The 25,948-nt window shown below is 63.6% G+C and carries 20 protein-coding genes; 12 read left to right on the forward strand and 8 right to left on the reverse strand.

Features of this window, described 5'->3' with window-relative positions:
* The first annotated feature begins 53 nt into the window (after window positions 1-53).
* The 5 genes from KOM00_RS00480 to KOM00_RS00500 all read left to right on the forward strand — a co-directional run bounded on the left by KOM00_RS00480 (window position 54) and on the right by KOM00_RS00500 (window position 7,207).
* Window positions 54-278 carry a MoaD/ThiS family protein gene (locus KOM00_RS00480; RefSeq protein ID WP_216496874.1) on the forward strand — a complete coding sequence of 75 codons (225 nt, stop codon included), beginning with the start codon at window positions 54-56 and terminating at the stop codon, window positions 276-278.
* A 273-nt stretch (window positions 279-551) separates the two neighbouring features.
* Window positions 552-2,393: an aldehyde ferredoxin oxidoreductase C-terminal domain-containing protein gene (locus KOM00_RS00485; RefSeq protein ID WP_216496875.1), complete on the forward strand. Its 1,842-nt coding sequence runs from the start codon at window positions 552-554 to the stop codon at window positions 2,391-2,393.
* Between the two features lies 1 nt (window position 2,394).
* On the forward strand, window positions 2,395-5,463 hold the full coding sequence (locus tag KOM00_RS00490; RefSeq protein WP_216496876.1) for an NAD-glutamate dehydrogenase domain-containing protein: 3,069 nt from the start codon (window positions 2,395-2,397) through the stop codon (window positions 5,461-5,463).
* Window positions 5,463-6,260 carry a universal stress protein gene (locus tag KOM00_RS00495; RefSeq protein ID WP_216496877.1) on the forward strand — a complete coding sequence of 266 codons (798 nt, stop codon included), beginning with the start codon at window positions 5,463-5,465 and terminating at the stop codon, window positions 6,258-6,260. Before KOM00_RS00490 ends, KOM00_RS00495 begins: the two co-directional genes overlap by 1 nt.
* Window positions 6,260-7,207: a D-2-hydroxyacid dehydrogenase gene (locus KOM00_RS00500; RefSeq protein ID WP_216496878.1), complete on the forward strand. Its 948-nt coding sequence runs from the start codon at window positions 6,260-6,262 to the stop codon at window positions 7,205-7,207. The genes KOM00_RS00495 and KOM00_RS00500 overlap by 1 nt, the downstream gene beginning before the upstream one ends.
* 64 nt (window positions 7,208-7,271) lie before the next feature.
* Here the strand turns inward: KOM00_RS00500 and KOM00_RS00505 are convergent, their stop codons facing one another.
* Together KOM00_RS00505 and KOM00_RS00510 are read right to left on the reverse strand one after the other, a co-directional pair.
* A complete protein-coding gene (locus KOM00_RS00505) occupies window positions 7,272-7,580 on the reverse strand; it encodes a TRL-like family protein (protein WP_216496879.1) in 309 nt (102 codons plus the stop codon).
* Between the two features lie 228 nt (window positions 7,581-7,808).
* A complete protein-coding gene (locus KOM00_RS00510; protein WP_216496880.1) occupies window positions 7,809-9,287 on the reverse strand; it encodes a sigma 54-interacting transcriptional regulator in 1,479 nt (492 codons plus the stop codon).
* Between the two features lie 185 nt (window positions 9,288-9,472).
* Between KOM00_RS00510 and KOM00_RS00515 the strand changes: the two genes are divergently transcribed.
* From KOM00_RS00515 to KOM00_RS00525, 3 genes are all read left to right on the forward strand, one after another.
* Window positions 9,473-10,465, forward strand: coding sequence for an amidohydrolase family protein (locus KOM00_RS00515; RefSeq protein WP_216496881.1), 993 nt, complete (start codon window positions 9,473-9,475; stop codon window positions 10,463-10,465).
* 18 nt (window positions 10,466-10,483) lie between these two features.
* Entirely contained in the window at window positions 10,484-13,864 is a 3,381-nt protein-coding gene (locus tag KOM00_RS00520; RefSeq protein ID WP_216496882.1) for an acyl-[ACP]--phospholipid O-acyltransferase, read from the forward strand.
* Window positions 13,865-14,180: 316 nt separating this feature from the next.
* On the forward strand, window positions 14,181-15,743 hold the full coding sequence (locus KOM00_RS00525; RefSeq protein ID WP_216496883.1) for a YiiX/YebB-like N1pC/P60 family cysteine hydrolase: 1,563 nt from the start codon (window positions 14,181-14,183) through the stop codon (window positions 15,741-15,743).
* A 239-nt stretch (window positions 15,744-15,982) separates the two neighbouring features.
* Here KOM00_RS00525 and KOM00_RS00530 read toward each other — a convergent pair whose 3' ends face one another.
* Window positions 15,983-16,807 carry a nitroreductase family protein gene (locus tag KOM00_RS00530; protein ID WP_216496884.1) on the reverse strand — a complete coding sequence of 275 codons (825 nt, stop codon included), beginning with the start codon at window positions 16,805-16,807 and terminating at the stop codon, window positions 15,983-15,985.
* Window positions 16,808-17,005: 198 nt separating this feature from the next.
* The gene (locus tag KOM00_RS00535) at window positions 17,006-17,638 is read right to left on the reverse strand and encodes a flavodoxin family protein (protein WP_216496885.1); all 633 of its coding nucleotides are present in this window, start codon (window positions 17,636-17,638) and stop codon (window positions 17,006-17,008) included.
* 173 nt (window positions 17,639-17,811) lie between these two features.
* Here KOM00_RS00535 and KOM00_RS00540 point away from each other — a divergent pair, with 173 nt between their 5' ends.
* Window positions 17,812-18,174 (forward strand): winged helix-turn-helix transcriptional regulator, encoded by a 363-nt coding sequence (locus KOM00_RS00540; RefSeq protein ID WP_236026661.1) that lies wholly within the window; start codon window positions 17,812-17,814, stop codon window positions 18,172-18,174.
* Window positions 18,175-18,306: 132 nt separating this feature from the next.
* Here KOM00_RS00540 and KOM00_RS00545 read toward each other — a convergent pair whose 3' ends face one another.
* Together KOM00_RS00545 and KOM00_RS00550 are read right to left on the reverse strand one after the other, a co-directional pair.
* Window positions 18,307-19,215 (reverse strand): hypothetical protein, encoded by a 909-nt coding sequence (locus KOM00_RS00545; RefSeq protein WP_216496886.1) that lies wholly within the window; start codon window positions 19,213-19,215, stop codon window positions 18,307-18,309.
* 342 nt (window positions 19,216-19,557) lie between these two features.
* The gene (locus KOM00_RS00550; RefSeq protein WP_216496887.1) at window positions 19,558-21,573 is read right to left on the reverse strand and encodes a hypothetical protein; all 2,016 of its coding nucleotides are present in this window, start codon (window positions 21,571-21,573) and stop codon (window positions 19,558-19,560) included.
* A 312-nt stretch (window positions 21,574-21,885) separates the two neighbouring features.
* Between KOM00_RS00550 and KOM00_RS00555 the strand changes: the two genes are divergently transcribed.
* Entirely contained in the window at window positions 21,886-22,845 is a 960-nt protein-coding gene (locus KOM00_RS00555; RefSeq protein ID WP_216496888.1) for a hypothetical protein, read from the forward strand.
* Between the two features lie 63 nt (window positions 22,846-22,908).
* On the opposite strand, the gene KOM00_RS00560 is transcribed toward KOM00_RS00555, so the two are convergent.
* Together KOM00_RS00560 and KOM00_RS00565 are read right to left on the reverse strand one after the other, a co-directional pair.
* Window positions 22,909-24,141, reverse strand: coding sequence for a Tll0287-like domain-containing protein (locus KOM00_RS00560; RefSeq protein WP_216496889.1), 1,233 nt, complete (start codon window positions 24,139-24,141; stop codon window positions 22,909-22,911).
* Window positions 24,142-24,157: 16 nt separating this feature from the next.
* Entirely contained in the window at window positions 24,158-24,913 is a 756-nt protein-coding gene (locus tag KOM00_RS00565; RefSeq protein WP_216496890.1) for a hypothetical protein, read from the reverse strand.
* Here KOM00_RS00565 and KOM00_RS00570 point away from each other — a divergent pair.
* Together KOM00_RS00570 and pal are read left to right on the forward strand one after the other, a co-directional pair.
* Window positions 24,884-25,225, forward strand: coding sequence for a hypothetical protein (locus KOM00_RS00570; RefSeq protein ID WP_216496891.1), 342 nt, complete (start codon window positions 24,884-24,886; stop codon window positions 25,223-25,225). The genes KOM00_RS00565 and KOM00_RS00570 overlap by 30 nt on opposite strands.
* Window positions 25,226-25,340: 115 nt before the next feature.
* A complete protein-coding gene (pal, locus tag KOM00_RS00575; RefSeq protein ID WP_216496892.1) occupies window positions 25,341-25,937 on the forward strand; it encodes a peptidoglycan-associated lipoprotein Pal in 597 nt (198 codons plus the stop codon).
* Window positions 25,938-25,948 lie beyond the last annotated feature (11 nt).

The raw sequence follows: 25,948 nt of genomic DNA on the forward strand, positions 1-25,948 counted from the left end.
CCCGGGTACGGCCGGAGGGATCCTTTTTCCGTTGTCATGACGGGAGGTTTCACATGCAGATCAAGGTAAAACTCTACGCATCCCTGCGCAGGCAGAAGTTCGACGAGGCGGACTGGGAGTGCGCTGACGACGATAGAATCGCCTCCATCGTGGAGCAGTTGGGGCTTGCCCGGCAGGATGTGGGCACCGTCCTTGTAAACGGACTGCACGCAGGGTGGGACGAGACGGTACAGGAAGGGGACGTCGTTTCCCTGCTGCCGCGCATGGGCGGAGGGTAGCCCGCGTGCGAGCGGCGTTGCTGAGTTACGTAGAGCCGCATGTGCCCGTAGGCTCCCCCCTTTGCGAGGGGGGGGGCGGGGGGGGGTTCCCTCTCCGAAAGCAAAAGCAAATCCCCTAAATCCCCTTTGCCAAAGGGGGACTTTTACCAGTTGCAGCCAGTCGCTAGTCGGAAAACCAGTTGACCTTGGATCGCCACCATAAGACCACCGGGACAGGCACCTGACGGAGCCTGGCCCCGGCAGTCCATCTCAATATTTTTGCGGAGTAACGATATGAGCGAAAAAACCATCAGCAACAACCCGGCGAGCGTCGTCTACCAGCGCTGCACCGTCGACCTTGCCAGCGGCACAACCACCTTCGCCCAGGTCCCCTGCAAAAACCTCGAGGACGTGCTGGGCGGCTTCGGCAGGAGCTTCCAGATCCTGGCCGAACGCGACATCGCCGAGGCCTACTCCCCGGAGAACCCGGTGATCCTCAACACCGGCCTTCTGACCGGAACCAGCATCATGACCGGCATGCGCAGCTACTTCTCCGGCTACAGCCCGTTGAAGCAGTCCGGCACCGGGCGCCCCGGCGCAATGTGGTCCACCGGCAGCGGCAACTTCGGCAACAAGTTCAAGTGGACCGGGCTGGACGAGGTGATCTTCGAGAACCGCTCCGACAAGCCGGTCTACGCCCTGTTGAAGGAAGGGGAGAACGGTCCCGAGGTCGAGCTGAAACCCGCCGACCACCTGGTCGGGCTCACCGGCCACGGTAAGATCATGGCCCTGTACCAGGAGTACCCGGACGCCCACTTCGCCGCCATCGGCCCCGCCGGCGAGAACTGGGAGAACAACTACATGGGTGCCGTGGTGATGAGCACCGACAACGAGCTTAAGTCCGGCGAGCCCAAGAGCCGCTTCGCCGGCCGCGGCGGCATGGGGAGCCTCATGGGGTACAAGAACCTCCTGGCCGTCGTGGCGCAGAGCTCCGACAAGCTGCAAAAGATCACCCCCGAGATCCGCGACGTGAACCGCGACATCCTCAAAAGCGGCGGCAGCGCCCGCTTCCAGCCGGCAAGCCAGGGTGGCGGCGGCGGGACCTGGGCCAACATCGAGGTGCTCCAGGTCTTCCACGCGGTACCGCTCAACAACTTCCGTCCCAAGGGGAACGACGACGTGGAGAGGCTCTTCCGCGACGAGGTGGAGAAGGAATTCGACATCGCCACCGAGGCCTGCCACCGCTGCGGCATCCGCTGCCACAACAACCTCTTCTACAAGAACGAGGACGGCAGCCGCGGCAAGCTGGCCGCGAAGTTCGACTTCGAGCCGCTCATCCTGTTCGGCTCCAACCTGGGCGTGCACGAACCGGCGAAGGTCTGCGACCTGATCCACCGCTGCGACCTTCTGGGCATGGACGCCATTTCCCTCGGGACCACCATCTCCTACGTCTTGGACTACAACGAGCGCCACCCGGAAAAGCCGCTCTTCAACGGCGCCACCTTCGGCGACTACGAGAAAATCACCGAGCTGATCGAAGGGGCCGGCCGCGGCACCCTCCCCGGCATCGCCCGCGGCGTGAAGCGACTCTCCCAGGATGCCGGTGAGACCTCCTACGCCATGCACGTCAAGGGGCTGGAGCTCCCGGCCTACCTCCCGGACACCAACCCCGGCTACATGTTCGCCATCGCCGGCGGCCACATGTCCATGGGGACCCACATGATGCTGGCCAAGGAAGGGAAGCACTCCCTCGAAGAGTGGACCCAGGCCATCACCACCGGCGGCCTCCTGCAGGTCGGCTACGACATGATCGGCCTGTGCAAGTTCGTCGGGGTCGGCATCGGGCACGACATCATCGTCAGGGCGCTCAAGGAGGCCGCGGGGCTGGAGATCGCCTCCGGGGAGATCGTCGCCGCCGTGCGCCGGGCCTACCTGCGGGGGCTCGCCCTGGAGCTGCGCCAGGGGTTCCACGAGGAGAAGGAGTACACCCTCCCCTCGCAGGTCATGGACGACCCGAACCCGAAGGTGACGCTGCCCAAATTCATCACCAACGAGTTCCTGGGCGAGCTGCGCCAGCGCGTCTGGAGCGTGTTCAAACCGGAAATGGAAGGACTGCTGCCGGTCAAGGGGGAGTGACATGTGCGCCGCCGAAACGGATGTGCTCGCCGCAGTTGACCGCCTGATCGGCGCCAACGAGGGGTGCACCAGGGATAACCTCGCCTGGCTCCAGGCCCAGATGGATTCCTACTTCTTCATCACCATGCAGGAGGAGGCCGAGGCGGTGCACGCGCTGGCGGTGGGGCTGAGAACCTTGGCCCACAACCAGAAGCTCACCGTGGCGGACCGGTCCAGGACGCTGATCCTCGCCCGCCTGAACCAGCCCGGCTCCCTGTACGACACCCTGCGCACGCTGCAGGAGCGCGACATCTCCTACGCCGAGTTCACCCACTCAAGCGGCCTGGTGCCGGGGCTCTCCCAGGGGCTCGAGGTGCAGCGCTTCGACTTCGACCGCAAGGAGCACGGCGAGATCGCCAACGCGCCGACGCCGGAGATCCCCCCCGCCATCAGGGAGGGGATCGCCCAGGCCCTGCAAAGCCGCTATCCGCTGTTCGACATGAACCAGCTCGATCCGCTCCTGCGGCTTTTGTGGCTCAACAACGAACAGTACGTGCGCATCTCCCCCCCGAACCGGGTGGCCCAGATCCTCTGGGTCTTCCAGGAGGGGAACCGCCAGGGGGGGATCTTCCTCGACGTCGAGCAGACCGAGGACCAGGGGCCCGACGCCGAGACCCGCGTCCTCTTCGCGGTGGGGAACCCGCCCCAGAACGACTTCCTGCTGCAGACCATGGAGGTCTTCAACCGGCTCGACTTCGGGGTGAAGCGCGCCTACTGCCTGACCATCTCCAACGGCGTGCACCCCTACTTCCTGGGGACCTTCTACGTCAGAAAGCGCGGCGACGCGGCGCTGCTGTCCAAGGGGAGCGAGCTCTTCGACCGGCTGCAGATGGAGCTCTACAACACGCAGATCCTCTCCACCGCCTCCACCACCTACCGCAAGTTCGTCACCACCCAGGTGATGACCGGGGAGGAGGCGTCGCTCGTCAACGCCTTCATCGCCTTTTGCCACACGAACCTCGCCCATCACCACCCCGACCCCTTCAGCCGCGAAGAGGTGATGCTCGCGTTCCATTCCCACCCGGACATCGCCCTGCAGCTCGCCAAGCTGTTCCGGACCCGGTTCCAGCCGGGGCTTGCCCTGCGCGAGGAGTTCTACAGAAAGACCCTGGAGGAGACGGTCCGTTTCGTCGAGTCGTACAACACGGGGCACCGCTACATCGACGATCTGCGCCGCTCCATCTTCCGCTGCGCCATCACCTTCATCCGCAACACCCTGAAGACCAACTTCTACGTCAGGGAGAAGCACGCGCTCGCCTTCCGGCTCGACCCGGCCTACCTCTCGGAGCTCGCCCCCGAGTTCACCGCCGACCTCCCCCCGGAGATTCCGTTCCGGATCACCTTCTTCTTCGGACGCTACGGCTGCGGCTACCACATCGGCTTCTCCGACATCGCCCGGGGCGGCTGGCGCACCATCATCACCAAGAACCGGGACGACTACGTCACCTCGGCGAGCACGCTGTTCCGCGAGGTCTACGTGCTGGCCCACACCCAGCACCTGAAGAACAAGGACATCTACGAGGGTGGCTCCAAGATGGTGGTGGTGCTTGACGCCGCGCGCCTTGAGGCCCACGACCTCTCCACGCAGCGCCTGTACAAGCTGCAGTTCGGCTTCATCAACGCCTTTTTGGACATCTTCGTCACCGACGGCGGACAGGCTCGCGACCCGCGCGTGGTGGATTACTACGGCGAGGACGAACCGATCGAGATCGGCCCCGACGAGAACATGCACGACGTGATGATCGAGATGATCGCGCGCCAGTCCTTGAAACGCGGCTACCTGCTCGGCATCGGCCTCATCTCCAGCAAGCGGGTGGGGATCAACCACAAGGAGTACGGCGTCACCTCCACCGGTGTGATGCAGTTCGCCGAGACCACCATGGGCGAGCTCGGGATCGACATCCGGCGCGACCGCTTCAGCGTGAAACTCACCGGCGGCCCCAGCGGCGACGTGGCCGGCAACGCCCTGCGCATCATGCTGGAGCGCTCCCCGCAGGCCTGCATCAAGCTGATCCTGGACGGCAGCGGCGCCATCTTCGACCCTGAAGGAATGGACCACGCCGAGCTCTCGCGCATAGTCCTCAAGGAGGACCTGGACGCCTTCGACCCGGCGCGCCTGCACCCGGGCGGCTTCATCCTGTACCGCAACCAGCGCCGCACCGACGGCCTGCGCGAACTCTTCAAACGGGCCGTGAGCACCGGCCTGGGGGTCGAGGAACAGTGGGTCACCACCGACCAGTTCCACCGCGAGTTCGGCAACCTCCTCTTCTCCGTCCCCACCGACCTCTTCATCCCGGCGGGGGGGCGCCCGGAGACCATCGACGGCGAGAACTGGGCCCGCTTCTTCCGCGAGGACGGCACACCCACCACCCGCGCCATCGTCGAGGGTGCCAACTCCTTCATCACCCCGGAGGCGCGTACCCAGATGCAGCGCCGCGGCATCGTCATCATGCGCGACGCCTCGGCCAACAAGTGCGGCGTCATCTCCTCGTCCTACGAGATCATCGCCAACCTGATGCTCTCCGAGGCCGAGTTCCTGCAGCACAAGGAACGTTACGTAGCCGACGTGCTGCAGATCCTGGAGCAGCGGGCCCGCGACGAGGCGCAGCTCATCTTCCGGCGCCACCGCGAGGCGGGGAGCAGCTTCACCTACACCGAGATCTCCGAAGCCATCAGCCACGAGATAAACGGCCATTACGCCCGGCTCTTCTCCTTCTTCCAGAGGAACCCGGAACTGTGCGACGAGCCGGTCTTCCAGCAGGCCATCCTGGCGCATCTCCCCGCCATGCTGCGCGAACCCGAGTACCGGACCCGGCTGGGGCGTCTTCCCGCCAAGTGCCGCTACGCCATCCTTGCCGCCGAGATCGCCTCTTCACTGGTCTACCGCGGCGACCAGGAGGCGGACTTCAAGGAGATGATCAAGGGGCATCTGCTGCGCAATTTCGCCACCTTGGAAAAGGCTTTACCGACCACATCCGCAGTACCAGCAACCGAGCACGTCACGCTCGCTTATCAAGGAGGCGCTACCTGATGGAGCTGAAACAGATTCTTGTCTTCATGGATGACCCGCAGCATTCCGCCGACCGGCTCGACCTCGCCCTCAACCTCGCCAAGCGGCACCGGGCGGGGGTCATCGGGCTCAAGGTGCAGCCGCACCACCTGATCCCGCTGCGCCGGGGACAGGACCAGGACGCCGCCGAGGAGTTGGCACTGCTCTTCAAGGAGAAGACGGCTGCCGCCGACGTGAAGGGCGAGTGGGTGAGCGTGGACGCCAAGGCGGTGGGGGGGGTGGTCGAGGCGATCAACCACTACGCCACCTTCGCCGACCTCGTGGTCGTGGGTCAGAGCGAGCACGGCTCCTCCGAGCGCCGCGCCACGGACTTCCTCCCCGAGAAGGTGGTCTTCGGTTCCGGCAAACCGGTGCTGATCGTCCCCTACACCGGCAAGTACAGCAGCGCCGGCGACAAGGTCCTGGTGGCCTGGAAGACCGGGCGGGAATCCTCCCGCGCGCTCACCGACGCCGTACCTTTCCTGAAGGCTGCAGCTTCCACCCACATCTTCGAGGTGAACCCGAGCCAGGGGGAGGAGGCAGACCTTGAGAGCCTGCGCCGCTACCTCGCCGCGCACGGCGTCACGGCCGAAGTCGAGACCAGCCTCGTCACCGAGCTGCACGTGGGCGACGTCTTGTTGAACCGCGTCTCCGACGAGGGGAGCGACCTCCTGGTGATGGGGGCTTACGCCGACCTCCATTTCGGCAACTACGTGCTCGGGGACGTCGCGAAGCACGTGCTGCGCCACATGACCATCCCGGTCCTCATGTCCCACTGATGGAGAGGATCGTCTTTCTGGACCGCGGCGGCATCTCGGTGCCGCTGCGCCCCCCATGCTTCCCGCACCACTGGCAGGAATACCCGGACACCCGTCCCGAGGACGTGGTGGGGCGTCTTGCCGACGCCACCATCGCGATCACGGACCAGGTCGCCATCAGCGCGGAACACCTGGCCGAGCTGCCGCAACTGCGCCTGATCGCGGTCGCCGCCACCGGGGTTGACCACGTCGACCTGGACGCCTGCCGCCACCAGGGGGTCACGGTGGTGAACGTGCGCAACTGGTCGGTGAGCGTGCCGGAGCACGTCTTCTCCCTGATCCTCGCCCTGCGGCGCAACCTGCTCGCCTACCACGAAGCGATCAGGGAGGGCGCCTGGCAGCGCTCGGAAGGATACCTGGTGCAGGTGGAGCCGATGCCCCGCTCCCTCTCCGGGGCGACCCTCGGCATCATCGGGGTCGGCGCGCTGGGAAGCGCGGTGGCCGCCTTGGGGAAGGCGTTCGGCATGGAGGTGCTCTTCGCCGAGCGAAAGGGGGCGGCCGAGTTGCGCCCCGACCGGACCCCCTTCGAGGAGGTCCTGGCGAAATGCGACGTCCTGGTGCTGCTCTGCCCCCTTACCGAGGAGAGTCGCGGCATGATCGGGGCGGCGGAGCTTGAACTGATGCCGCGCCATGCGATCCTGGTCAACTGCGGCCGTGGGGGACTGCTGGACGAAGCGGCGCTGGCGCAGGCACTGGAAGAAGGCGCCATCGCGGGGGCAGGCCTCGACGTGCTGACCCAGGAACCGCCCCGGGACGGATCGCCCCTGCTGGATCTGAAACGACCCAACCTGATCGTCACGCCGCACGTCGCCTGGATCAGCGATCGGTCGCTGGCCACCTTGGCCGAGCAGGTGATCGGGAACGTGGAAGGATTCGTTCTCGGGCACCCGCGCAACCTGGTGGTCTGACAAAAAAAAGCCGGGCATCCCAGTTGGAGGGAGCCCGGCTTTTTGATTTTCAACCTGCTTGGGGTTATTCGCCGTAGACGTGCAGCTTGTACTCGCCGAAGAGCCCCAGGATGTTCTTGCCTTCCCAGTCCACCGCGGACACCTTGCTCACGCCGCCGTTTTTCTTGGCGGTTTCGATGCTGCAGTCACCGGTAGCCACGAGCCCCAGCACGCTCTTGCACTCGGCCACGCCGTGCTTTCTTTCGCCGCCGTTCGCGGTGGCCGCGACCGGGAGCTTAAGCTCGGTGTAGAGGGCGCCCATCGGGAAAGGCGAGGCACAACCGGACATGATCCCAAAACCAGCCAACAGACCTGCATAAAGAATCTTCTTCACTGCTTCCTCCTCATAACAAGATTTTCCATCTCACGTTCCTGAAGCCACTCCCCATCAACAGCTTCCGCCGACGATGCAGCAATGATGTTCAGAACTTAGCGCAGCGACCTTAGCACGGGGGGCTGATTTATTCAAGTTTTTGAACGTATTTCTTGGAATTGCCTGAGGGAGGACAAAAGGAGGGCGCTCATTTCCTAGGATTCTTCGAGATCAACTCCAGGTCAACGGCTAATTCTGTCTCTCCGGCTCCCCCATCTGCACGTACTTCTTCGCCGTGCGCCGGTCGAGCTGGGTGCGGCGGGCGACCTCCTCATAGGTGCGGAAGCGCTCGTAGAGGAGCCCGCAGTAGGCGGCCAACAGCTCCTCCACGTTGAGCGCCCCTTCCCTGAGCCCGGACACCAGCCGGTCGGCCGCGTCCCCCCTCCCCTTTTCCCGCTTCACCCCCTGGTAGCGGCCGGTCAGGATGATCCGCTTCACCGCCTGCTCCAACTCGCGCACGTTCCCCGGCCAGTCGTAGTCCCGCCCCAGGTCGCGCTGCAACACCTTCTTCACCAACTGCTGCTCCCGCCCCGACACCGGCTGCCCCGCGATGCGGCGGAGGATGGCGCCGATCAGATGGCCCAACTCGGCGGGCTCCTCCTGCAGACGCTCGCGCAGCGGCGGGATGGTGACCACGTCGGAGCAGAGGCGGTAGTAGAGATCGTCGCGGAACTTACCGTCCAGGAGCATCTCGTCCAGCGGGCGGTTGGTGGCCGCCACGATGCGGCCGCTGAAGCGTCTGGGCTCGTGGCTCCCCACGGGGAAGAAGACCCGCTCTTGCAGCACCTGCAAAAGCTTGATCTGCACCGGGATGCTGACGTCGCCGATCTCGTCCAGGAAGATGACGCCGTGGGGCGCACAGCGGCTGAAAAGCCCTTCGTGGTTCTCCACCGCGCCGGTGAAGGAGCCCTTCTTGTGCCCGAAAAGCTCGGATTCGAGCACCCCCTGGGAGTACTGGGACAGGTTGATGGCGACGAAGTTGCGGGTGAAGCTCTCGGTGAATCCTTTTCTGGCAGGGTCGTAGGGGATGAAGCCGGAGCGACCGATGGCGGCTGCCGCAGCCCCCTTGCCGGTGCCGGTCTCTCCCAGAAGGAGGATGGAAAACTCCTCCATCTTGTCCCACAGCCCCGCCTCGAACCAGCGAATGTCATGGGTGAAGACGCAGTCCCAGAGGTGGCGGCGCAGCGTCTTCATGGAGGGCGAGGCGCCGACCAGCCCGTTCTTGATGAAGTAGAAGGCGCGGCGCAGCTGGTAGAAGACGGCGAAGGCGCGCTCGGCCTCCTGTTCGCCCAGTCCGAACCCCGCCAGCTCCTCCAGCGCCTGGCGGGCGAAGGGGACAGGGCAGGGCTTGTCCCCTGCCTGCAGCTGCGACTGGATGAGCCGGTCGAAGTGGTCGACGTAGCGGTGGAAGACGTGGAACAGGCAGAACCTGCGCAGCACCTCGCGCCGGTTGCCCCCCTGCCCCTGCAGGTCGGCCAAACCCCGGCGGCGCAGGCTCTCCAGCTGCGTCGCCACCCGGGAAAGCACCGAGTCGAGAATCTCCTCAGACGACGAGCCCCGGGGGGCTCCTCCGATGGCGAGGTCCAGGTCGTCCCTCGTTTCCCCGAAGGGATTGGCAAAGGCGGCGCGCGCGACTGTCTCGAGAAAAGCCCATTCTTGATCTGTCATTTTCAAGGTAGTCATACACTGTATGTATTGCCGATGTACATTTAATGTCAAGCGACTTTTCCAGACTTGGCGGCGTCTTTGCCATGACTGCCCCACTTTCAGCATGTTATAAAGACACAATCCAGCATTGGGCCATTGGCATAGTATCTGTAATAGCTAGTACATCCGACTTACAGGAGACTGACATGGACGCTGCCACTGCAAAGACCATCATCGACATCCACTGTCACACCGCCGGCATCGGCGCGGGAAACAGCGGCTGCTTCATCTCCCCGGCCATGCGCAGGAGCTGGAGATACAAGGTGTTCCTCAAGGCCTTCGGCGTAACGGAACGGGAACTGCTCCAGGAGGGGGACGGACTGGTGATGCGGCGCACGTCGGAGAGCCTCGCCGCCTCGCAGCGGGTCTCGGCCGCGGTGATCCTGGCCGTGGACGGCGCGGTGGATGACAAGGGGGAGCTGGATCGGGCCCGGACCGAGATGTTCATACCCAACGAGTTCGTGGCGGCGGAAACCGCCAGACACCCGAACCTCCTCTTCGGCGCCAGCATCAACCCGCTGCGCCGCGACGCCCTGGAGCGGCTGGAGCAGGCCGCGGCGGACGGTGCGGTGCTCCTCAAGTGGCTCCCCTCGATCCAGCACTTCGACCCGGTTGATCGGCGCCTGACCCCGTTCTACCTGAAATTGAAGGAACTCGGGCTGCCGCTGCTGACCCACACCGGCTCGGAAAAATCCTTCACCAAGGCGCAGAACCACCTGGCCGACCCCGAGCGCCTGAGACTCCCCCTTTCCCTTGGGGTGACGGTGATCGCGGCTCACGCGGCGAGCAACGGCAGGAACCAGGGGGAGAGCAACCACCGCCGCTTCCTCAGGCTCTGCGGCGAGTTTCCCAACCTGTACGCTGACATCTCCGCACTGACCCAGTTGAACCGCCTGACGCACCTGCAGCGCCTGCTCAAGCACCCGGAGCTATTCGGGCGGCTCTTGTACGGCACCGACATGCCCATTCCCAACACGGCAGCCGTGACTCCGTTCGGCTTCCCGAACCGACTCTCCCCCCGGCGCATACTTGAGATATCCCGCATCGCCAACCCGTGGGACCAAGACGTGGCCCTCAAGGAGGCACTCGGGGTGCCGGAACAGATCTTCTCCAACGCGCAGTCCATCATCAGGCTTTAGGCCGCCAGGAGCACTGCAATGAGCACCGCCACCACTTCATCCAAGTCCTTCGCCTGGCTCAACACGACCCAGTTCCTGGGGGCGCTGAACGACAACATCCTGAAGCTTTTGATCATCTTCTTCCTGATCGGCAGCCACGGCGGCGCCCACGCCGGCGCCGTCACCGCCACGGTGGGCGCCGCCTTCGTGCTCCCCTTCCTGCTCTTCTCGGCACCGGCTGGCTGCCTTGCCGACCGTTTACCCAAGGCGAAGCTGATCGCTAACGTGAAGCTGGTCGAAGTCGCGGTGACGCTCCTGGCCGTCGCCTCATTCGCCCTGCGCCTGGAGCAGGCGCTCTACCTGGTGATCTTCCTGATGGCCGCCCACAGCGCCTTCTTCGCCCCCGCCAAGTACAGCATCCTCCCGGAGCTGGTGGAGAAGGAAGAGCTCTCCCGGGTCAATGGGGCGATGGAATCCTGCACCTTTATGGCCATCATCGTCGGCACCGGGCTCGCCTCGGGGCTGGCCCAGTTGGCCGAGGGGCGTTTCTGGCTGGCCGCCCTTTTCTGCCTCGCCATCGCCGTCGCCGGGCTCTGCTCGGCAAGGCTCATCGGAAAAAGCGAGCGCTGCGACGCCGCCCGCCCGGTGGCCCTCCTTCCCACCGAGATCCTGCGCACCATCAAGGGGATCAGCCGCGACCGTCACCTGATGCTTGCCATCATCGGGCTGGCCTGGTTCATGTTCATCGGGGCCTTCGCGCAGCTGAACCTGATCGGGTACGGCATGGAACGGCTCGGGCTCTCCGAGGCCCACAGCGGCTACCTGTTCCTGGCCGCGGCGCTCGGGATCGGCATCGGCTCGCTGCTGGCAGCCAAGCTCTCCGGCCGCGACGTCGAATTCGGCATCGTCCCCTTGGGCGCCGCAGGGCTCACCGTGGCACCGTGGCTTCTGCACGTGCTGCCGGCAAGCCTCCCGGTCAGCCTCGCCGTGATCGTCGGCTTCGGCATCTCCGCCGGGGTGTTCAGCCTGCCGCTGCAGACCTTCATCCAGCTGCGCGCCGACGCCTCCATGCGCGGCGAGGTGCTGGCGGCCTCCAGCTTCATCAACTGGATCGGCATCCTCTTCGCCTCCGGGCTCACCTGGGTCTTCAGCGGCCCGCTCGGGCTTTCCGCCGCCCAGGGTTTCAGCGCCATAGGAGCGCTCACCCTGGTCCTTACCATCCTCTCCTTCCGGATCCTGCCGGACTTCCTGATCCGCTTCATAGCCCTTGTCACCATGCGCATCTTCTACCGCCTGCGCATCATCGGCCGTGACAACCTCCCGGTTGAGGGACCGGCGCTGCTGATCCCGAACCACGTCACCTGGGCCGACGCCCTGCTCCTCACCGCCACCTGCCAGCGCCGCATCCGCTTCGTCATGGAGCGGAGCATCTACAATACCCCGGTGCTGCGCGGCCTGTTCAAACTCATGGGGGTGATCCCCGTTTCCTCGACCGACGGCCGCCGCGAGATGCTCGATTTCATCAAGCGTGCCCGCGCCGCCCTGGACGAGGGGTACATGGTCTGCATCTTCGCGGAGGGGGCGCTGACCCGAAACGGCATGCTGGGCGAGTTTCGGGGCGGCTTCGAGCGGATCGTGAAGGACAGCGGCCACCCGATCATCCCGGTCTACATCGGCGGCGCCTGGGGGAGCATCCTCTCCTACGCCCACGGCAAGCTTCTCTCGCGGCTCCCGGCCTTCTCCCCCTACCCGGTGACCATCCTGTTCGGCGCCCCGATGCCGGCCACGAGCCTCGCCGCCGAGGTACGCCAGAAGGTGGCGGAACTCTCCTGCGATTACTTCACCTCGCGCAAAGGACAGCGCAGACCGCTGCCGGAGTACTTCATCCGCACCGCTCGCCAGAACTGGGGACGCCGGGCCGTGGCCGACACCTCCGGCAAGAACCTGGGCTACGACCGCACCCTGACCGGGGCCGTGGCGCTCGCGGACAAGCTGGAGGGGCTGATCGGCGATGAGGAGCACGTGGGGCTCTTGCTCCCGGCTTCCGCCGGCGGGGTGCTGGCCAACCTCGCGCTCTCCATGCTGGGGCGGGTCACCGTCAACCTCAACTTCACTGCCTCCGAGGCGTCCCTGCGCTCCGCGGTCGATCAATGCGGCATCCGCACCGTGATCACCTCGCGTGCCTTCCTGGAAAGGTTCCCCGTCCTGCCGCGCCTGGAGGGGATGATCTGCCTCGAAGACATCGCCCCGACCATCTCCGGCCTGGACAAGTTCGTCGCCCTGTTCAAGGCGCGCCTCTACCCCGCGTCGCTTCTCTGCCGCGGCAACGGCTTCCATGCCGACAAGAGCGCCACGGTGATCTTCTCCTCGGGAAGCACCGGCGAACCCAAAGGGGTCATGCTCAGCCACCACAACATCATGTCCAACATCGAGGCGCTACGCATGGTGTTCCGGGTGGACCTGAACGACAACATCTGCTCGGCGCTCCCCTTCTTCCACTCCCTGGGCTTCACGGCGACGCTCTGGTTCCCGCTCACCAGCGGCTTCTCCGCGGCCTACCACCCCAACCCGCTGGACGGCGAGAAGATCGCCCAAGTGGTGCGGGAGCACAAGTCCACCCTGCTCCTGGCCACGCCGACCTTCCTCCTCTCCTACCTGCGCCGCGCCAGGCGCGAGGACTTCGCCACGCTGCGCCTCGTTATCACCGGAGCCGAGAAGCTGAAGAGCAAGGTGGCGGATTCCTTCGAGGAGAAGTTCGGCGTGCGTCCCATGGAGGGCTACGGCGCCACCGAGCTATCCCCGGTTATCTCGCTGAGCCTTCCCGACGTGGAAATCGACGGCGTGAGGCAGCAAGGGGCCAAGGAAGGGAGCGTGGGGCACCCGATCCCCGGGGTCGCCATCCGGGTGGTCGATCCCGAGAGCGGCGCAGTCCTGAGCCCGGGACAGAGCGGGATGATCGAGGTGAAAGGGCCCAACGTGATGGTCGGCTACCTGGGGAAAGAAGAACAGACCGCGGCAGTGGTGCGGGACGGGTGGTACGCGACGGGGGACCTGGGGATCATGGACGACGACGGCTTCATCAGGATCACCGACCGCATCTCGCGCTTCAGCAAGATCGGCGGCGAGATGGTGCCGCACGGCGTGATCGAGGACGAACTGCACGGCCGGCTCGGGCAGACCGGCGTCCTGGCGGTGACCGCGGTTCCGGACGAGAAGAAGGGGGAGCGGCTGGTGGTCGTCTACACCCGCGGGACCACCGATGCGGCTGACCTGTCGCGGCTCATCGCGGAGAGCGAGCTCCCCAACCTCTGGAAGCCTGCGCGCGACGGCTTCATCGAAGTGGAGAGCCTCCCCATCCTCGGCACCGGAAAGCTCGACCTGAAGGGGCTCAAGGAGCTGGCGCTCGCGGCAACAAATTAGTTGTCACGGCGGCAAACTGCCGGTATCGTTGCCGCGTTTGGCTAATGCTCCCCCGCTCCCCCACCCCAGCCTTTCCCAGAGGGAGAGGGAGAATTTGCGTCCCGTCGCTGCAAAGCCGCTAGCTATCCCCTCTCCCTCCGGGAGAGGGTGGCCGAAGGCCGGGTGAGGGCGGTGGCTCAGGCTAGGGTATCAGTTATCGCGACGCCCTCACCCCAGCCCTCTCCCAGAGGGAGAGGGAGAATTTAAGTTCCGTTGCAGCAGAACAGCTTGCTCCCCCCTCTCCTAGAGGAAGAGGGGGTGTCCCGGGAGGATTTCAATGAGACTTAAACGCTGCATCCTGCTCTCGCTTCTTGTCACCCTTTCCTGCGTCGTGCCCGCCACCGCCGGCGACTCGCTCAAGGAGCTGGCCCGGAAGGGGCTGTGCGGCGAAGGCGAATCCAGCAATTCCTGCACCGGGCATTTCCTGGAGGTTCACGGCTGCAGCAAGGCGTCTGTCGAGCAGGGGCTGACCAGGGAGCTGACCGAGTTCAGGACCCTCGCTGAAGAGGCGCTTTCGCTCAGGGCGGAGACCATCAAGACCGGCGTGCGCATCAAGCAGGAGATGGAACTGGGCAAGCCGCTCACCGGCGACGACCTGGCGCTCATCAACCAGGGGATCATCCAGCACATGGCGCTGCGCCAGAAACTCCTGGCCCTGGCCGAGGCGCACGAGTGCTGGCTGGACGCCGGCGACAAGGAGCTGAGCGCGCTGGGGGTGACACCGGAGAGCCGGCTTAAGGGGGTGATGCTCTCGCTCTCCTCCGCCCTCGTCCTCTACGACAACTACCTCCTCGCCGTCTCCCTGTTCGAAGGGGACAGCAAGCTGCGCCGCATCCTCAACGAGCGCGACCCTGGGTACGCTGTGAGGAGCGCCGAGCTCGCCAAGGTGACCATGAGCTACGACTCCATCTCCAACCGTCAGCGGGTGCGCCAGGCCATCAAGTTCTACGAGAAACAGATCAGGAAATCGCCCTTCTCCTCCGACACGCTGGCCATGGACTACGTGTCGACCCTGATCAAGCAGAGCCCGTCTTACGACATGGTAAAGAAGTGGTCCCCCTTCTACGTGGTGGGGCGTAAGCTCGGTTTCTTCGGGGCCGTAACTACCGATACCGTGGTCGGACTGGAGCGCGAAGGGACCAGCCTGTTCAGCATGATCTTCGGCAACGCGGTGGGACTGGTCGAGACGCGCAAGGGGAAGCTCTACGGCCGCGACGAGGTGCGGGCCGAGGTACAGAAGACGCTGCAGGCGGGCGACATCCTGCTGGAGAAGACGCCGTTCCGGCTGACCGACAAGCTGATCCCCGGCTACTGGGGACACGCCGCGGTCTGGACCGGGAGCGAAGCCGAGCTTAAGGAGCTCGGCATCTGGGATCACCCGGTGGTGCGCCCCTACCAGGAGCAGATCAGAAGCGGGCACCAGGTGATCGAGGCGCTGCGCTCGGGTGTCGAGATGAACACCATGCAGCACTTCCTCAACATCGACAGCATCGGCATCATGCGCAAGACCGGCGCCACCCGTCCCGACCGCGCCAATACGGTGATCCAGGCGCTGCGCCAGGTGGGCAAGCCGTACGACTTCAACTTCGACGTGGAGTCCAAGGGGCGGGTCTACTGCTCCAAGCTGGTCTACCTGAGCTACAGCGGGGTCGACTGGCCCACCAAGAAATCGCTGGGACGCACCACCTTCACGCCCGACGACGTCGCCATCAAGGCGGTCAAGGGTGGCTCGCTGCAACTGGTGACCTTCTATCACGAGGGGAGCCGGGTCGCGGGGAACCCGCTGGATACCATGGCGAGGCTGATGGGGGTGAATAACGGGAGTCAGGCGGCGCGGTAGCTTCCGGCAGATACCCTGTAGGGGCAAATAATTATTTGCCCAGCGCTGATACCACCATTGCCTGCGCCGGGCAAGACGCCGGGGCTGCTCAGGGGGCGAATATTTATTCGCCCCTACAGTAGTGGACGTCGCAAAGTGAACGAAAAGGGGGACTGGCACCTGCGGAGCCAGTCCCCTTTTCGCTGCACGTGCCCCCGCGCGCCCCCTTCGCGAAGGGGGTACAGAGGGGATTTGCCTTGCTAAACCCGGTGAATAAGCGCGCCGCGGTGCTGCACGGTGCGGGCGTACTGGACGGCGGGCTTGCCGAAGGCCATGCAGTAGCCGAGGGTGTGGTCCTCCGGGAGCCCAAGGGTTGCCTGCGCTTCGGGCACCAGGTCGGCTATGGCGATCTTGGCGAGCCCGTCCCAGACCGTCCCGACGCCGTTGGCCTGCGCGAAGAGCTCGAAGTAGCTGAGCGCGATCACGCAGTCCTGCAGCGGCGACACCGCCTTGCTGGAGACCGACGCCACCAAGAGGTGCGGCGCACCACGGAACAGCACGTCCACCCCCTGCTCCTCCCAAAGCTTCACGAAATCCGCGAAGAAGGCGAGCTGTTCGGGCAGCGCGTTATCCCGTACCAGGCGCTTAATGCCGGCCAGGAGCTCGTCGCGGAAGGCGGCCAGCTTGTCGCGGTCGTCGATGACGGTGAAACGGACCTGCCGGGTGTTGACCCCGGTCGGCGCATGCCAGGCCACCTCGAGGAGCCGCTGCATCAGTTCCGGCTCCAGGTTTTCCGGCTTGTAACGCCGCACCGAGCGGCGCCCCTTGATCAGGGTCTCCAGTTGCGCCGGGTCCGGGCGCCAGTCGCCGGTCAGCGGCGTGCTCTCCCCCGGATCCAGACCGAGGATGGAAACCGCGCCGGTCGGGCAGACCGCGAAACAGTGCTGGCAGCGGTAGCAGCCTGCTTCCTTCTCCGCGGTAATGACAGGAAACCCTTCCGCGGTATCGATGACGTGAGCCGGGCAGTCGGCGACGCAGAGCCCGCACCGGGTACATTTATCCTTGGCTATTTTGAAATCCAGCATGCTCTCCCCTCAAAAATCCTAAGGCATAAAGTGAAAAGCAGTTACGCAAAGCACACGGAGGGTGCGCGGAGAACACGAAGAAAACTTGAATAATGGGTTAACAACTTTTTGCCTTCCAGCTGAAAAGAGTTTCCTTTGCGCCCTTCGCGAATACCCGGCGTTCTTTGCGTAACCGCTTTTAGGTTCTCGTTTCCCGGGTTACCTGATGAAGTTGGTATAGACCTTCGCTTCACGCTCCGGCTCGGGCACCACCCCTTTGCCATTTTCCAAAAGCCTCAAAAGCCATACGATCTTGTTGCCCAGAACGCGCATGATCTGCACCCCTTCGCCGTCCTGCAGCGCCTCGCCCGGCGTCCTGCCGTGGATGACGTTCCAGTAGTTGGAGGTGGCCAGCAGCATCTCGGAGTAGTTCAGGAAGTGGTTCAGCTCGTCGAAGGTGGTCACCCCGCCCGAGCGGCGCACGGCCACGACCGCCGCTCCTACCTTGTGACGCAAGAGCCCCCCGTTCACACCGGCAACGAAGAAGGCACGGTCAAGGAAGGACTTCATGGTACCCCCCACGCCGGAGTAGTGCACCGGGGAGCCGAGGATGATGGCGTCCGCCTCCTTCATCTTCTGGACCCACTCGTTCACCTCGTCCTTGATGGCGCACTGCTCGTCCTGGTTCTTCAAGCACTGATAGCAGGCGATGCAGCCGCGAATGGCCTTGTTGCCCACGTGGACGATCTCGGTCTCGATCCCCTCTTTCTCCAGTTCCGCGGCCACCAGCTTGATGGCGTGGTAAGTGTTCCCTTCCTTGTTGGGGCTGCCGTTGAATGCGACGACCTTCATGACTGTTCCTCCCGTTGAGCCGGTCTGGGTGAACCGGACGCTTTTCTTTTTTTGCCGGATGCGCTATATAGGACCATTAGTTCAGTATCGTCAATAACGAACTTTTACGAAACGTAGTACCCACATCGAAACACAGTACCTTTTTGGAAACCATGACAAAGACAGGGGACGTGATGCAGCAAAACCAATCGGCAGCGGAGCTTATGACGTTTCGGGACAGGGAGTACAAGTGCGGCATCGACGTGACGCTGGCGCTGGTCGGGGGGAAGTGGAAGGCCTCCATACTCTGGCACCTGGCGCAGGAGACCATGCGTTTCTCCGATCTGCAGCGGCAGTTCTCCGACACCACCCGGAAGATGCTCACCCAGCAGCTGCGCGAACTGGAGATGGACGGACTGGTGAACCGCAAGGTCTACCCGCAGGTCCCGCCCAAGGTCGAGTACTCGTTGACCGAGCAGGGGCGGACCATCTTCCCGATACTGGAATTGATGTGCGACTGGGGACGTAACTACGCACAGGCCGGGAACCAGGCGTAAGTCGCTCCGCTTCAAGGTGAGCTGCCTGCAGCACTGACAACAGCTTCGCCCTCACCCTGAGGGGATAAACACCAGAAATGAAGAGCCCCTCCCGGTAACGGGAGGGGCTCTTTTCGTCAATCAGCTGCGGTATCAGCGGCCGCGCCCTTCGTCCTTATCCGGGCCACGTCCCCGTTCGGGGCCGCCACCGCGCTCGCCGCCTCCGCCCCTATCCATTCTTTCCATCGGCATCCGCTCCTGGCGCTCCATCCGATCCATGCGCGGCTCATGCCTGGGCTCCATCGGCCTTGGCTCGACGCCTTGCGGCCCACGCTGCTCCATCCTCATCGGAGCCTGGCGCTCGTGCTCCGGTCCGCGGCGCATCTGTGCCGGCGGCGCCGTTGCCGGCCCCCTCATCTCGGGGCGTTCCTGGCGCTGCACCGGTGCCGGCGGGCGTTGATCGACCTCCCTCAGGTGCTTGCGCACCGTGGTGTTCTTCGGCTCGTACCGGTAGCTTTCCCTGTGCAGCCTGCGCTGTTGATCGACGCTCGGATAGCGGTCGCCCGTGTAGCTGCGTTGGTAGGTCGGCAACGGCGCCCTTCTCGGGGCGCGGCTGCGATCCCAGCGGTCCCAGCCATGGCGGCGCTGCTCCCAGCCGCGTCCCCAATGCTGGCCCCAACGCGGCGGCCGATCGGGGCCCCAGCCGCGGAAGTACACCGGCGGTTGCCGATAGTACCTGACCGGGACACGCAGGAGGTACACCGGCACCGCGTACGGGTCGACCAGGGCCCAGGGGCCGTTGTACCAGGAACTGGCGTACCAGTTGTCATCCCAGAAAGCCCAGTACATGCCGTCGTAGAAGAAATAGTTGCCATAGACGTTTGGTGCGTAGTAGACGGGATATCCCGGAATCGGCCTGAGATCGGGGTATCCTCCCAGGTTGAGGCCGATACTCACGTTGGGGAGCCCGATGCCTATGCCAACGCTGACCGAGGCTGTCGCAGTAGTCGTCAGACAGAACAACAGCCCCAGTACAATGAAGCCGTAACGCAATCTTCGCATGTCGTCCTCCATTTCCTCAGTAGGTGTTGTAGGTAGCTCACAAGCGGCGCTGCCGCCAATCTTAGTAGCGCGCCGCTTAACAATATACCACAAACGGCCGGATGCACCCAAAACAGTGGCAGTCGTGTAATTTTCACATGTAGGGGCGAATAAATATTCGCCCTGTTGGAGCCAGCACTTATCTCGCAATTGAGGTGGTCTGAGCACCGGCGGCTGGGCGAATGATTATTCGCCCCTACAGCCCCGGCCACCCTTGCAGGAAAAACCCGCGAACTGCCTGGCAAAAAGGAAAAGCCACCCGGACGGGTGGCTTTTCGGTGCTGCCGGACTTCCAGTTGCAACTTAGTGCTCTTCGCTGTGCCCGCCGGTCATGCCGGCGCTGAAGGTGTGGCAGTTGCTGCAGTCATACCCTTTGCCCTGGACATGCCTGCTGTGAACGGAGTTGGCGCTGGTGAAGGTCTCCCTGCTGTGGCAGTTGTCGCACAGCGTGGTGACCGGCTCCTTCAGCGGGTAGCCGGTACCGTGGCAGGCCGCGCAGTTCTTGCGGTCGCGGTGGTTGCTGTGCAGCGAGGTGAAGCTCGTGTAGCTCTTCGCGCCGTGGCAGACGTCGCACATCTGCGCGGTGGTGCCGCGACGGGTGTAGCCGAGGCTCGAGAACGGAATCCGGTTGGCACCGGCGGTTATCTGCGGATGGCAGCCGCCGTTGGCGCAGGAAACCGCGGTGGTCTTGGGACCGATGCCGTGGAAGATCCCTTCGTACTGCTCGGTCGGGACGAAGCTGTGGGCGTTGTAGGTCATCCCCTGAGCCGCGGCGCCCAGCTGGATGGCGGTGGTGATGTCACCGGTCTCGAAGGCGTACTTGTTCTTCACCGGCAGCAGCTGCTTCGTGGTGGTCTCCATCGGCTGGGAACCGGTGTGGAGCTTGAAGGGGAAAAGCTTGGAGAACTTGCCGGCCGGGTCTTCGAAGGCGCCGTCGGGCTTGCTGATCACCTGCACACCGCGGGAGTCGAGGCTCGCGGGATCCTTGAACTTGTAGAAGTGGCTGAAGCCGTTGAACCAGGCGTAGGTCGGCATGACGTTGGTGGCCTTGGTCATGGTCGGGTCCCAGAGCGCCTTGGCGGTGTCGATCTCCATCACGGACCAATCCCTGTACATGTCGGTCGGGATGGTCTTGGCGAAGGTCGCCACGTGGCAGACGGAGCAGTTGACCTTGTCGCTGTGGCGGTTCAGGTCGCTGTAGCTCACGTTGGTGGAGCGGTGCGGGATGCGGGAGTGGCAGTTTTCACAGGAGAGCACGCGGGTGGTGTCGAGGGCGCGCATGTCGGAGCCGCGGCCTGCCATCTTGTGCCCTTCCGTCCTGTGGCACTCCTGGCAGGGGAAGTTCTGCCCGTCGGAGCCCATGTGCACGTCGTAGGCCTTGGTACAGGTCTTGTTGGTGGACTCGATGTCGCCGCGCTTGTAGTTGTCGCCGCCGCCGGACTTCTCGTGGCAGCGCATGCAGGCTACGCGGGTCGGACGGATCACGTTCTGGGCGATGGACAGCACGTTCAGACCGTCGGCCGGGACCATCGAGAAGGTGAGGTCGGCGTTCTGAACGACCTTCCTGGAGTAGCCGTTGCCGTGGCACATGAGGCAGTCGATGTTCTCGAGCTGCGCCTGGCTGGAGGTGGTGGAGGGTTTCAGGCCGTTGCCCGCATGGCAGACCGCACAGCCGCCGGGGCCGGTGGTGCCGTCGGTTTTCTGGAAGATGGTCAGCCAGTTCATGTCCGGCTGGATGCAGAAGTTGTTGATGCCACCCAGCTTCGAGGCCTTGGAACCGGAGGCGGCCAGTTCGATCGCCTTTTGGTTGTCACCGGTCCACTGGTAGTGCACCGAGCCGAACATCGCGGTCGCCTGGGCAGCGTGGCAGGCGCTGGTGATGCAGGTGGCGGGGCCGTTGTAGGAGGTTACGTAGCTCACGTGGCTCGGCACCGGGAGCTGGACCTTGAAGGTGGTGGAGCCGCTGCCGGTGTTGCCACTGGTGTCGGTGAAGCTCACCGTCGCGGTGTAGGTCCCCTTCGGCGCAGAGCTGGAGAGGGTGTAGTTGTAGTAGGCAAAGCCGGTGGTGGTGTCTTTGCTCATGGCAACGCCGTTCAAAAGCGTGGTGCCGCTCGGGTTCTTGATGGTGACGTTGGCGTAGCGGATCTGCGACGTGGTGATCCTGTTGGTACCGTTCTCTGCGTTGGCCTTCACGGTGACGACGGAGCTCTGGCCGTAGTTCAGCTTGTTGGTCGCCGTCTGCACGGAGAGTGTGGCGGCGAAAGCGGTCCCGTAGAAGGATGCCAGCAGCACGCCTCCTAGCAGTAAGGTTTTCTTCATGTTTGCCTCCTTTGAATTTTTCCCTGCAGTGGTTATTGACAGTCTGCCGTGGCCACGGTCGCTGTTTTCCACAAACCTCCGCCAATAAGCAACCCTTATACCAACTTTGCCGATCGTAATAAGTAGCCGTTTTATCTAATTAAAATCCGGAGACAAACTTCTTCGTGGCTGGCAACCGGGTGGGTCACCCCACCTTTTTGGGTGTTATACACCACAGGGTAGGGTGAAATGCCTATCTTGACATGCTGAGGGAAATTTCATACAAGTTGCTGGCGTGGAAAACGAGAGGCGGCGAACCCAAGTGAGGTGCGAATGAAAAGGATGATTCTAGCGCTGGCAGCGTCCCTGCTGATCGGCTCCTGGTGCAGCGCTGAGGAGATCGTGGTGAAACAGATCAGCTACGGGGCGGGGGCCAGGCAGTACCCGGATATCTACGGTAGCCGCGTGGTCTGGCAGGACACCCGCAACGGCAAGGCCGATATCTACCTCTACGACATGGAGACGGGAACGGAGAAGCGGATCACCCAGGGAGGGGCGGACCACAAGAAGCCGCGCATCTACGGGAGCAGGATTTACTGGCAGGACTACCGCAACGGGACCTCCGACATCTACATGTACGACTTGGCCGAAGGCAAGGAAGCCCCCGTGGTGATCTCCGCCGCCCCCAAGGTCGACTTGGCCGTGTCCGAGCGTTACCTCGCCTGGACCGACCTGAGCGACGGCAAAGAGAGGGTCTGCCTCTACGACCTCGCGACCAAGAAGGAAAAGCGGATGGAGACGGGACAGGCGCCGCAGGGATTCCCCGCGTTGGCTGCCGACTACCTGGTCTGGAAGGATGAACGCAACGACTCCGGCGACATCTATCTGTACGACCTGGTCAAAGGGAAGGAGGTGCGGGTGACCTCGAACGAGGAGGCACAGTGGGCGCCCTCTGCGTACGGCAACCTCGTGGTATGGGAGGACAACCGCAACAAGGACGTCCTGCCCAACTACGACATCTACCTCTACGACATCAACAGCGGCCAGGAGAGAAGGCTCACCGAGAGCGACGCCAACCAGAGGTTCCCGCGCATATGGGGCACCCGGGTAGTATTCGTGGATAATTCCAATGCAGAGCTGGAGGAGATCCACCTCCTGGACCTGATCACCGGCAAGGAGACCGCCATCGCCGGCGGGAGCAAAGACCGGTACACCCCCGCTATCTACGGCAATTACGTGGTCTTCAGCGACATATACAGCATCTACCTGGCCGACATCGGCCGGTCACGGTAAAAAAGAAGCCGGCCCCGGGGCCGGCTTCTTTCGTGGTTCCCCGCGGGGGCTGCCGGCAGGACGTCACTCCTCGTCCTCGTCCTCCTCCCTTCTCTTCACCACCTTGCACTGCTCGTCGAAACAGGAAGGACAGATGCCGTGGCTGAACATGGCATCGGTGTGCTCCGAGATGTACTGCTCCATCTGTTGCCAGCTCTCCTCGTCGTTGCGGATCTTCTTGCAGTAGGAGCAGATCGGTATCACCCCTTCAAGGATGCGGACCTTTGCCAGTGCCGCCTCCAGTTGCTCCACCTTCGCCGCGAGTTCCGCCTGGACCGCCTTGCGCTGTGCCACGTCCTGCTCCAGGGTCTGGTTCAACTCCTGCAGCTCAGCCGTCCTCTGCCGCACCTGCCCCACCAGCCCTTCCTTTTCGGCACGCAGGTGCCTGGAAAGGTCGTTGAAGGTGCCGGTCAGTTCCACCAGTTCCCTGGCCCGCGACAATTGCGGGATATCCTGCCCCAGGCGGCTTTCGTCCCGGAGGATGGCATCGGTGCGGTCGCGCAGCGCAGCCAGTGGGTTCAACAGCACCCCTTCCATCAGGAGGAATTGCAGCAGCGAGGCGCCGCCCAGGATGGCCAGCAGCAGGACGGACAGCTGGAAGGAGAGCCGGTTGGCATCGGCGTACGCCTTCTCCAGCGGTATCCGGATCGACACCGCCGAAACCAGGTCCCCTTCGTGCCTGTTGAAGCTGCGCAAAGGTCCGTACTCATGCACCAGGTCGGCCGGAGCCCTCTGCGGTACGCTGTGGCAGCGCAGGCAGTCTTTCTCCATGCTCTCACCCCGGCGCATTACCACGAAGAACGGCTTGCCGCTGAAAAGCCGGATCTCCGACCGCACGTCGATCGACGAGTTCCTCTTGAGTTCACCCAGGAAGGCGCGCTCCACGTCATCCGCCTCGTTCAGGGGGCTTCTGGCGTTTACCGCACACTCCTTGTAGTAGTAATTGCTATTGGAGAAGGCATTGTTGTAGCGGTCGATCTCCCGCACCGCATAGGTGGAGGACATCCAGACCGGATCGAAGTACTCCCCCGGACGGTACCGGTCCGTCAGCTGGAACAGCTTGGGTTTCAGCTGCTTGGAGAAGTAGCTGTGGACTGCGAGCTTGCTGTCGAGGATCAGCCGTGCCTTCTCCCTTGCCTCGTCAAGGGCCGCCTCGCGCTGCTGGTGGTTGACAGTAAGGACTATGGCGACCGCCACTATCAGGTAGGAGGCCAAGTAGAGCAGCACGAAAGCTCTCTTGGCGGAAAAATTGAGCATGGCACCTTCCTTTGACTTATCTCACCCTGCCGGCGGCAGTACCGCTGAAAGTGCCGGCGCCGTTGCTGTTTATCCTGCCGGCTGCGGCGCCGTTCAACTGTACGTTGCCGGTGCCGTTGACAACGCCCCTGTTGCCGGAGAAATCGAGGGCTCCCGACCAGTTGCCGGCGGTGGTGCCCCACTGTTTGTGATGATCGGGATGATGGCAGAGACGGCGTGTCCGGTGCCGGAGGTGACCTCCACCGTGGAGTTCCAGACCGTTATCGAGGCGAACATTGCAGGCAACGTTTGCCCAGGGGGAGGCGAGGTTGATCCAGACCCCGAAGCGGCTGAACAGGACCAGGACGGCAGCGACGATACAGCCCATACGGGTCAGGGCCGCCGTCCCCACCTTATAACGTTTCGGGAATAGGTTCTGAAACTTTAAAAGAAGCTCTGTGCCAGAGTAAAAACCGGGGGAGAGTGTCACAGAGGATGGAACGAGATGGCAGAAGGCAACCTGCTCAAGGAACAGCTCGAACACCGCAAGAGGTCCATGGAGAAGATCAACGAGATCCATTCGTCCGGCAACCTCCGCCCTTGCCGACGGCATGACCAGGTTGAAGCAGGACGGGATACTGAAATGCACGCAGGGACACACCGACATCGACGAGTTGCGCCGGATCTGCATCAAGTAGGTAGTTGTTTTTCTAGTAGGGATAGGATATAAATTGTTGCTCGGTACAACTTTGTCGGCAAACAAATGTCCATGATCAAAAAGAGCCTCACTCATAAAAGCCTGCTGCTTCTGATCACCTGCATCGCCTCGATCTCGATCCTCGCCTTCGGGATGCGGGGTCCGGATCTGTCGCGCTCACATCGCCCCAAGCCGAAGCCCCGCGCCTATATCGAAGAGCAGTTCAAGAAGTCGCAGGAGAGCGTGGTCAAGAAGTCTTTCGACCACATCCAGGCCGAACCTGCGCAGGGGTGCGAACCCGTTGTCCGCACCGTTTTCCACACCGTATATCCGCCCGCCTTCCGCGGCGTGGCAGCCTCCCCGCTTTTCTCGGTCCTCTCCCGGGGCCCCCCTGCTCCCGCTGTCTGACACCGGCTCTCCGGAACCTTAGATCTCCACAGTCACCAAAGTGAATGAACAGCGTCGCTCGCGTCCGCGCGCCTTGTCGCGTCCACAATAACCAAAGCATCAAGGGAGGAAATCCATGAAACTCAATCTTAAAAGGCTTGTTCCCGTTCTTTGCACCGGCGTATTCATCGTAAGCGGCTGCGCCAAGCAGCAGTCTGTGAAAACCGACCAGCCCCTGGCTCCTTCGGCAACCACCCAGTCAGCACCCGCCAAGGCAGCCGCTCCTGCGACAACGCAGCAGACGGCGCCGGCAACCTCCGCACTCCCGTCCTCGACCATCAAATCGGAGCAGATCCAGTCGCAACCGGCACCGCTTACCCAGAAGGAAGCCACCCTGGCCGGCGCGCTCGAGAAGGTTTATTTCGACTTCGACTCCGATGTGCTGAGCGATGCGGCCAGGAAAACGCTGACCGAGAATTACGCGAAACTGAAGGCGATGCCGAGCGTTAAGATCCGCATCGAGGGGAACTGCGACGAGCGCGGCTCCGACGAATACAACCTCGCCCTGAGCGAGCGCCGTGCCCAGTCCGCAATGAAGTACCTGGTTGCCCTGGGGATTCCCGCCAGCCGCCTCTCCACCATCGGCTACGGCGAGGAAAAGCCCGCCGTCGCCGGTCACGACGAGGCAGCCTGGGCCAAGAACAGGCGCGATGAATTCACCATCAACAAGTAACCGAGAGGGGC

Origin of the sequence: Geomonas diazotrophica (genome assembly GCF_018919385.1) — a bacterium.
GTDB classification, from domain to species: Bacteria; Desulfobacterota; Desulfuromonadia; order Geobacterales; family Geobacteraceae; genus Geomonas; species Geomonas diazotrophica.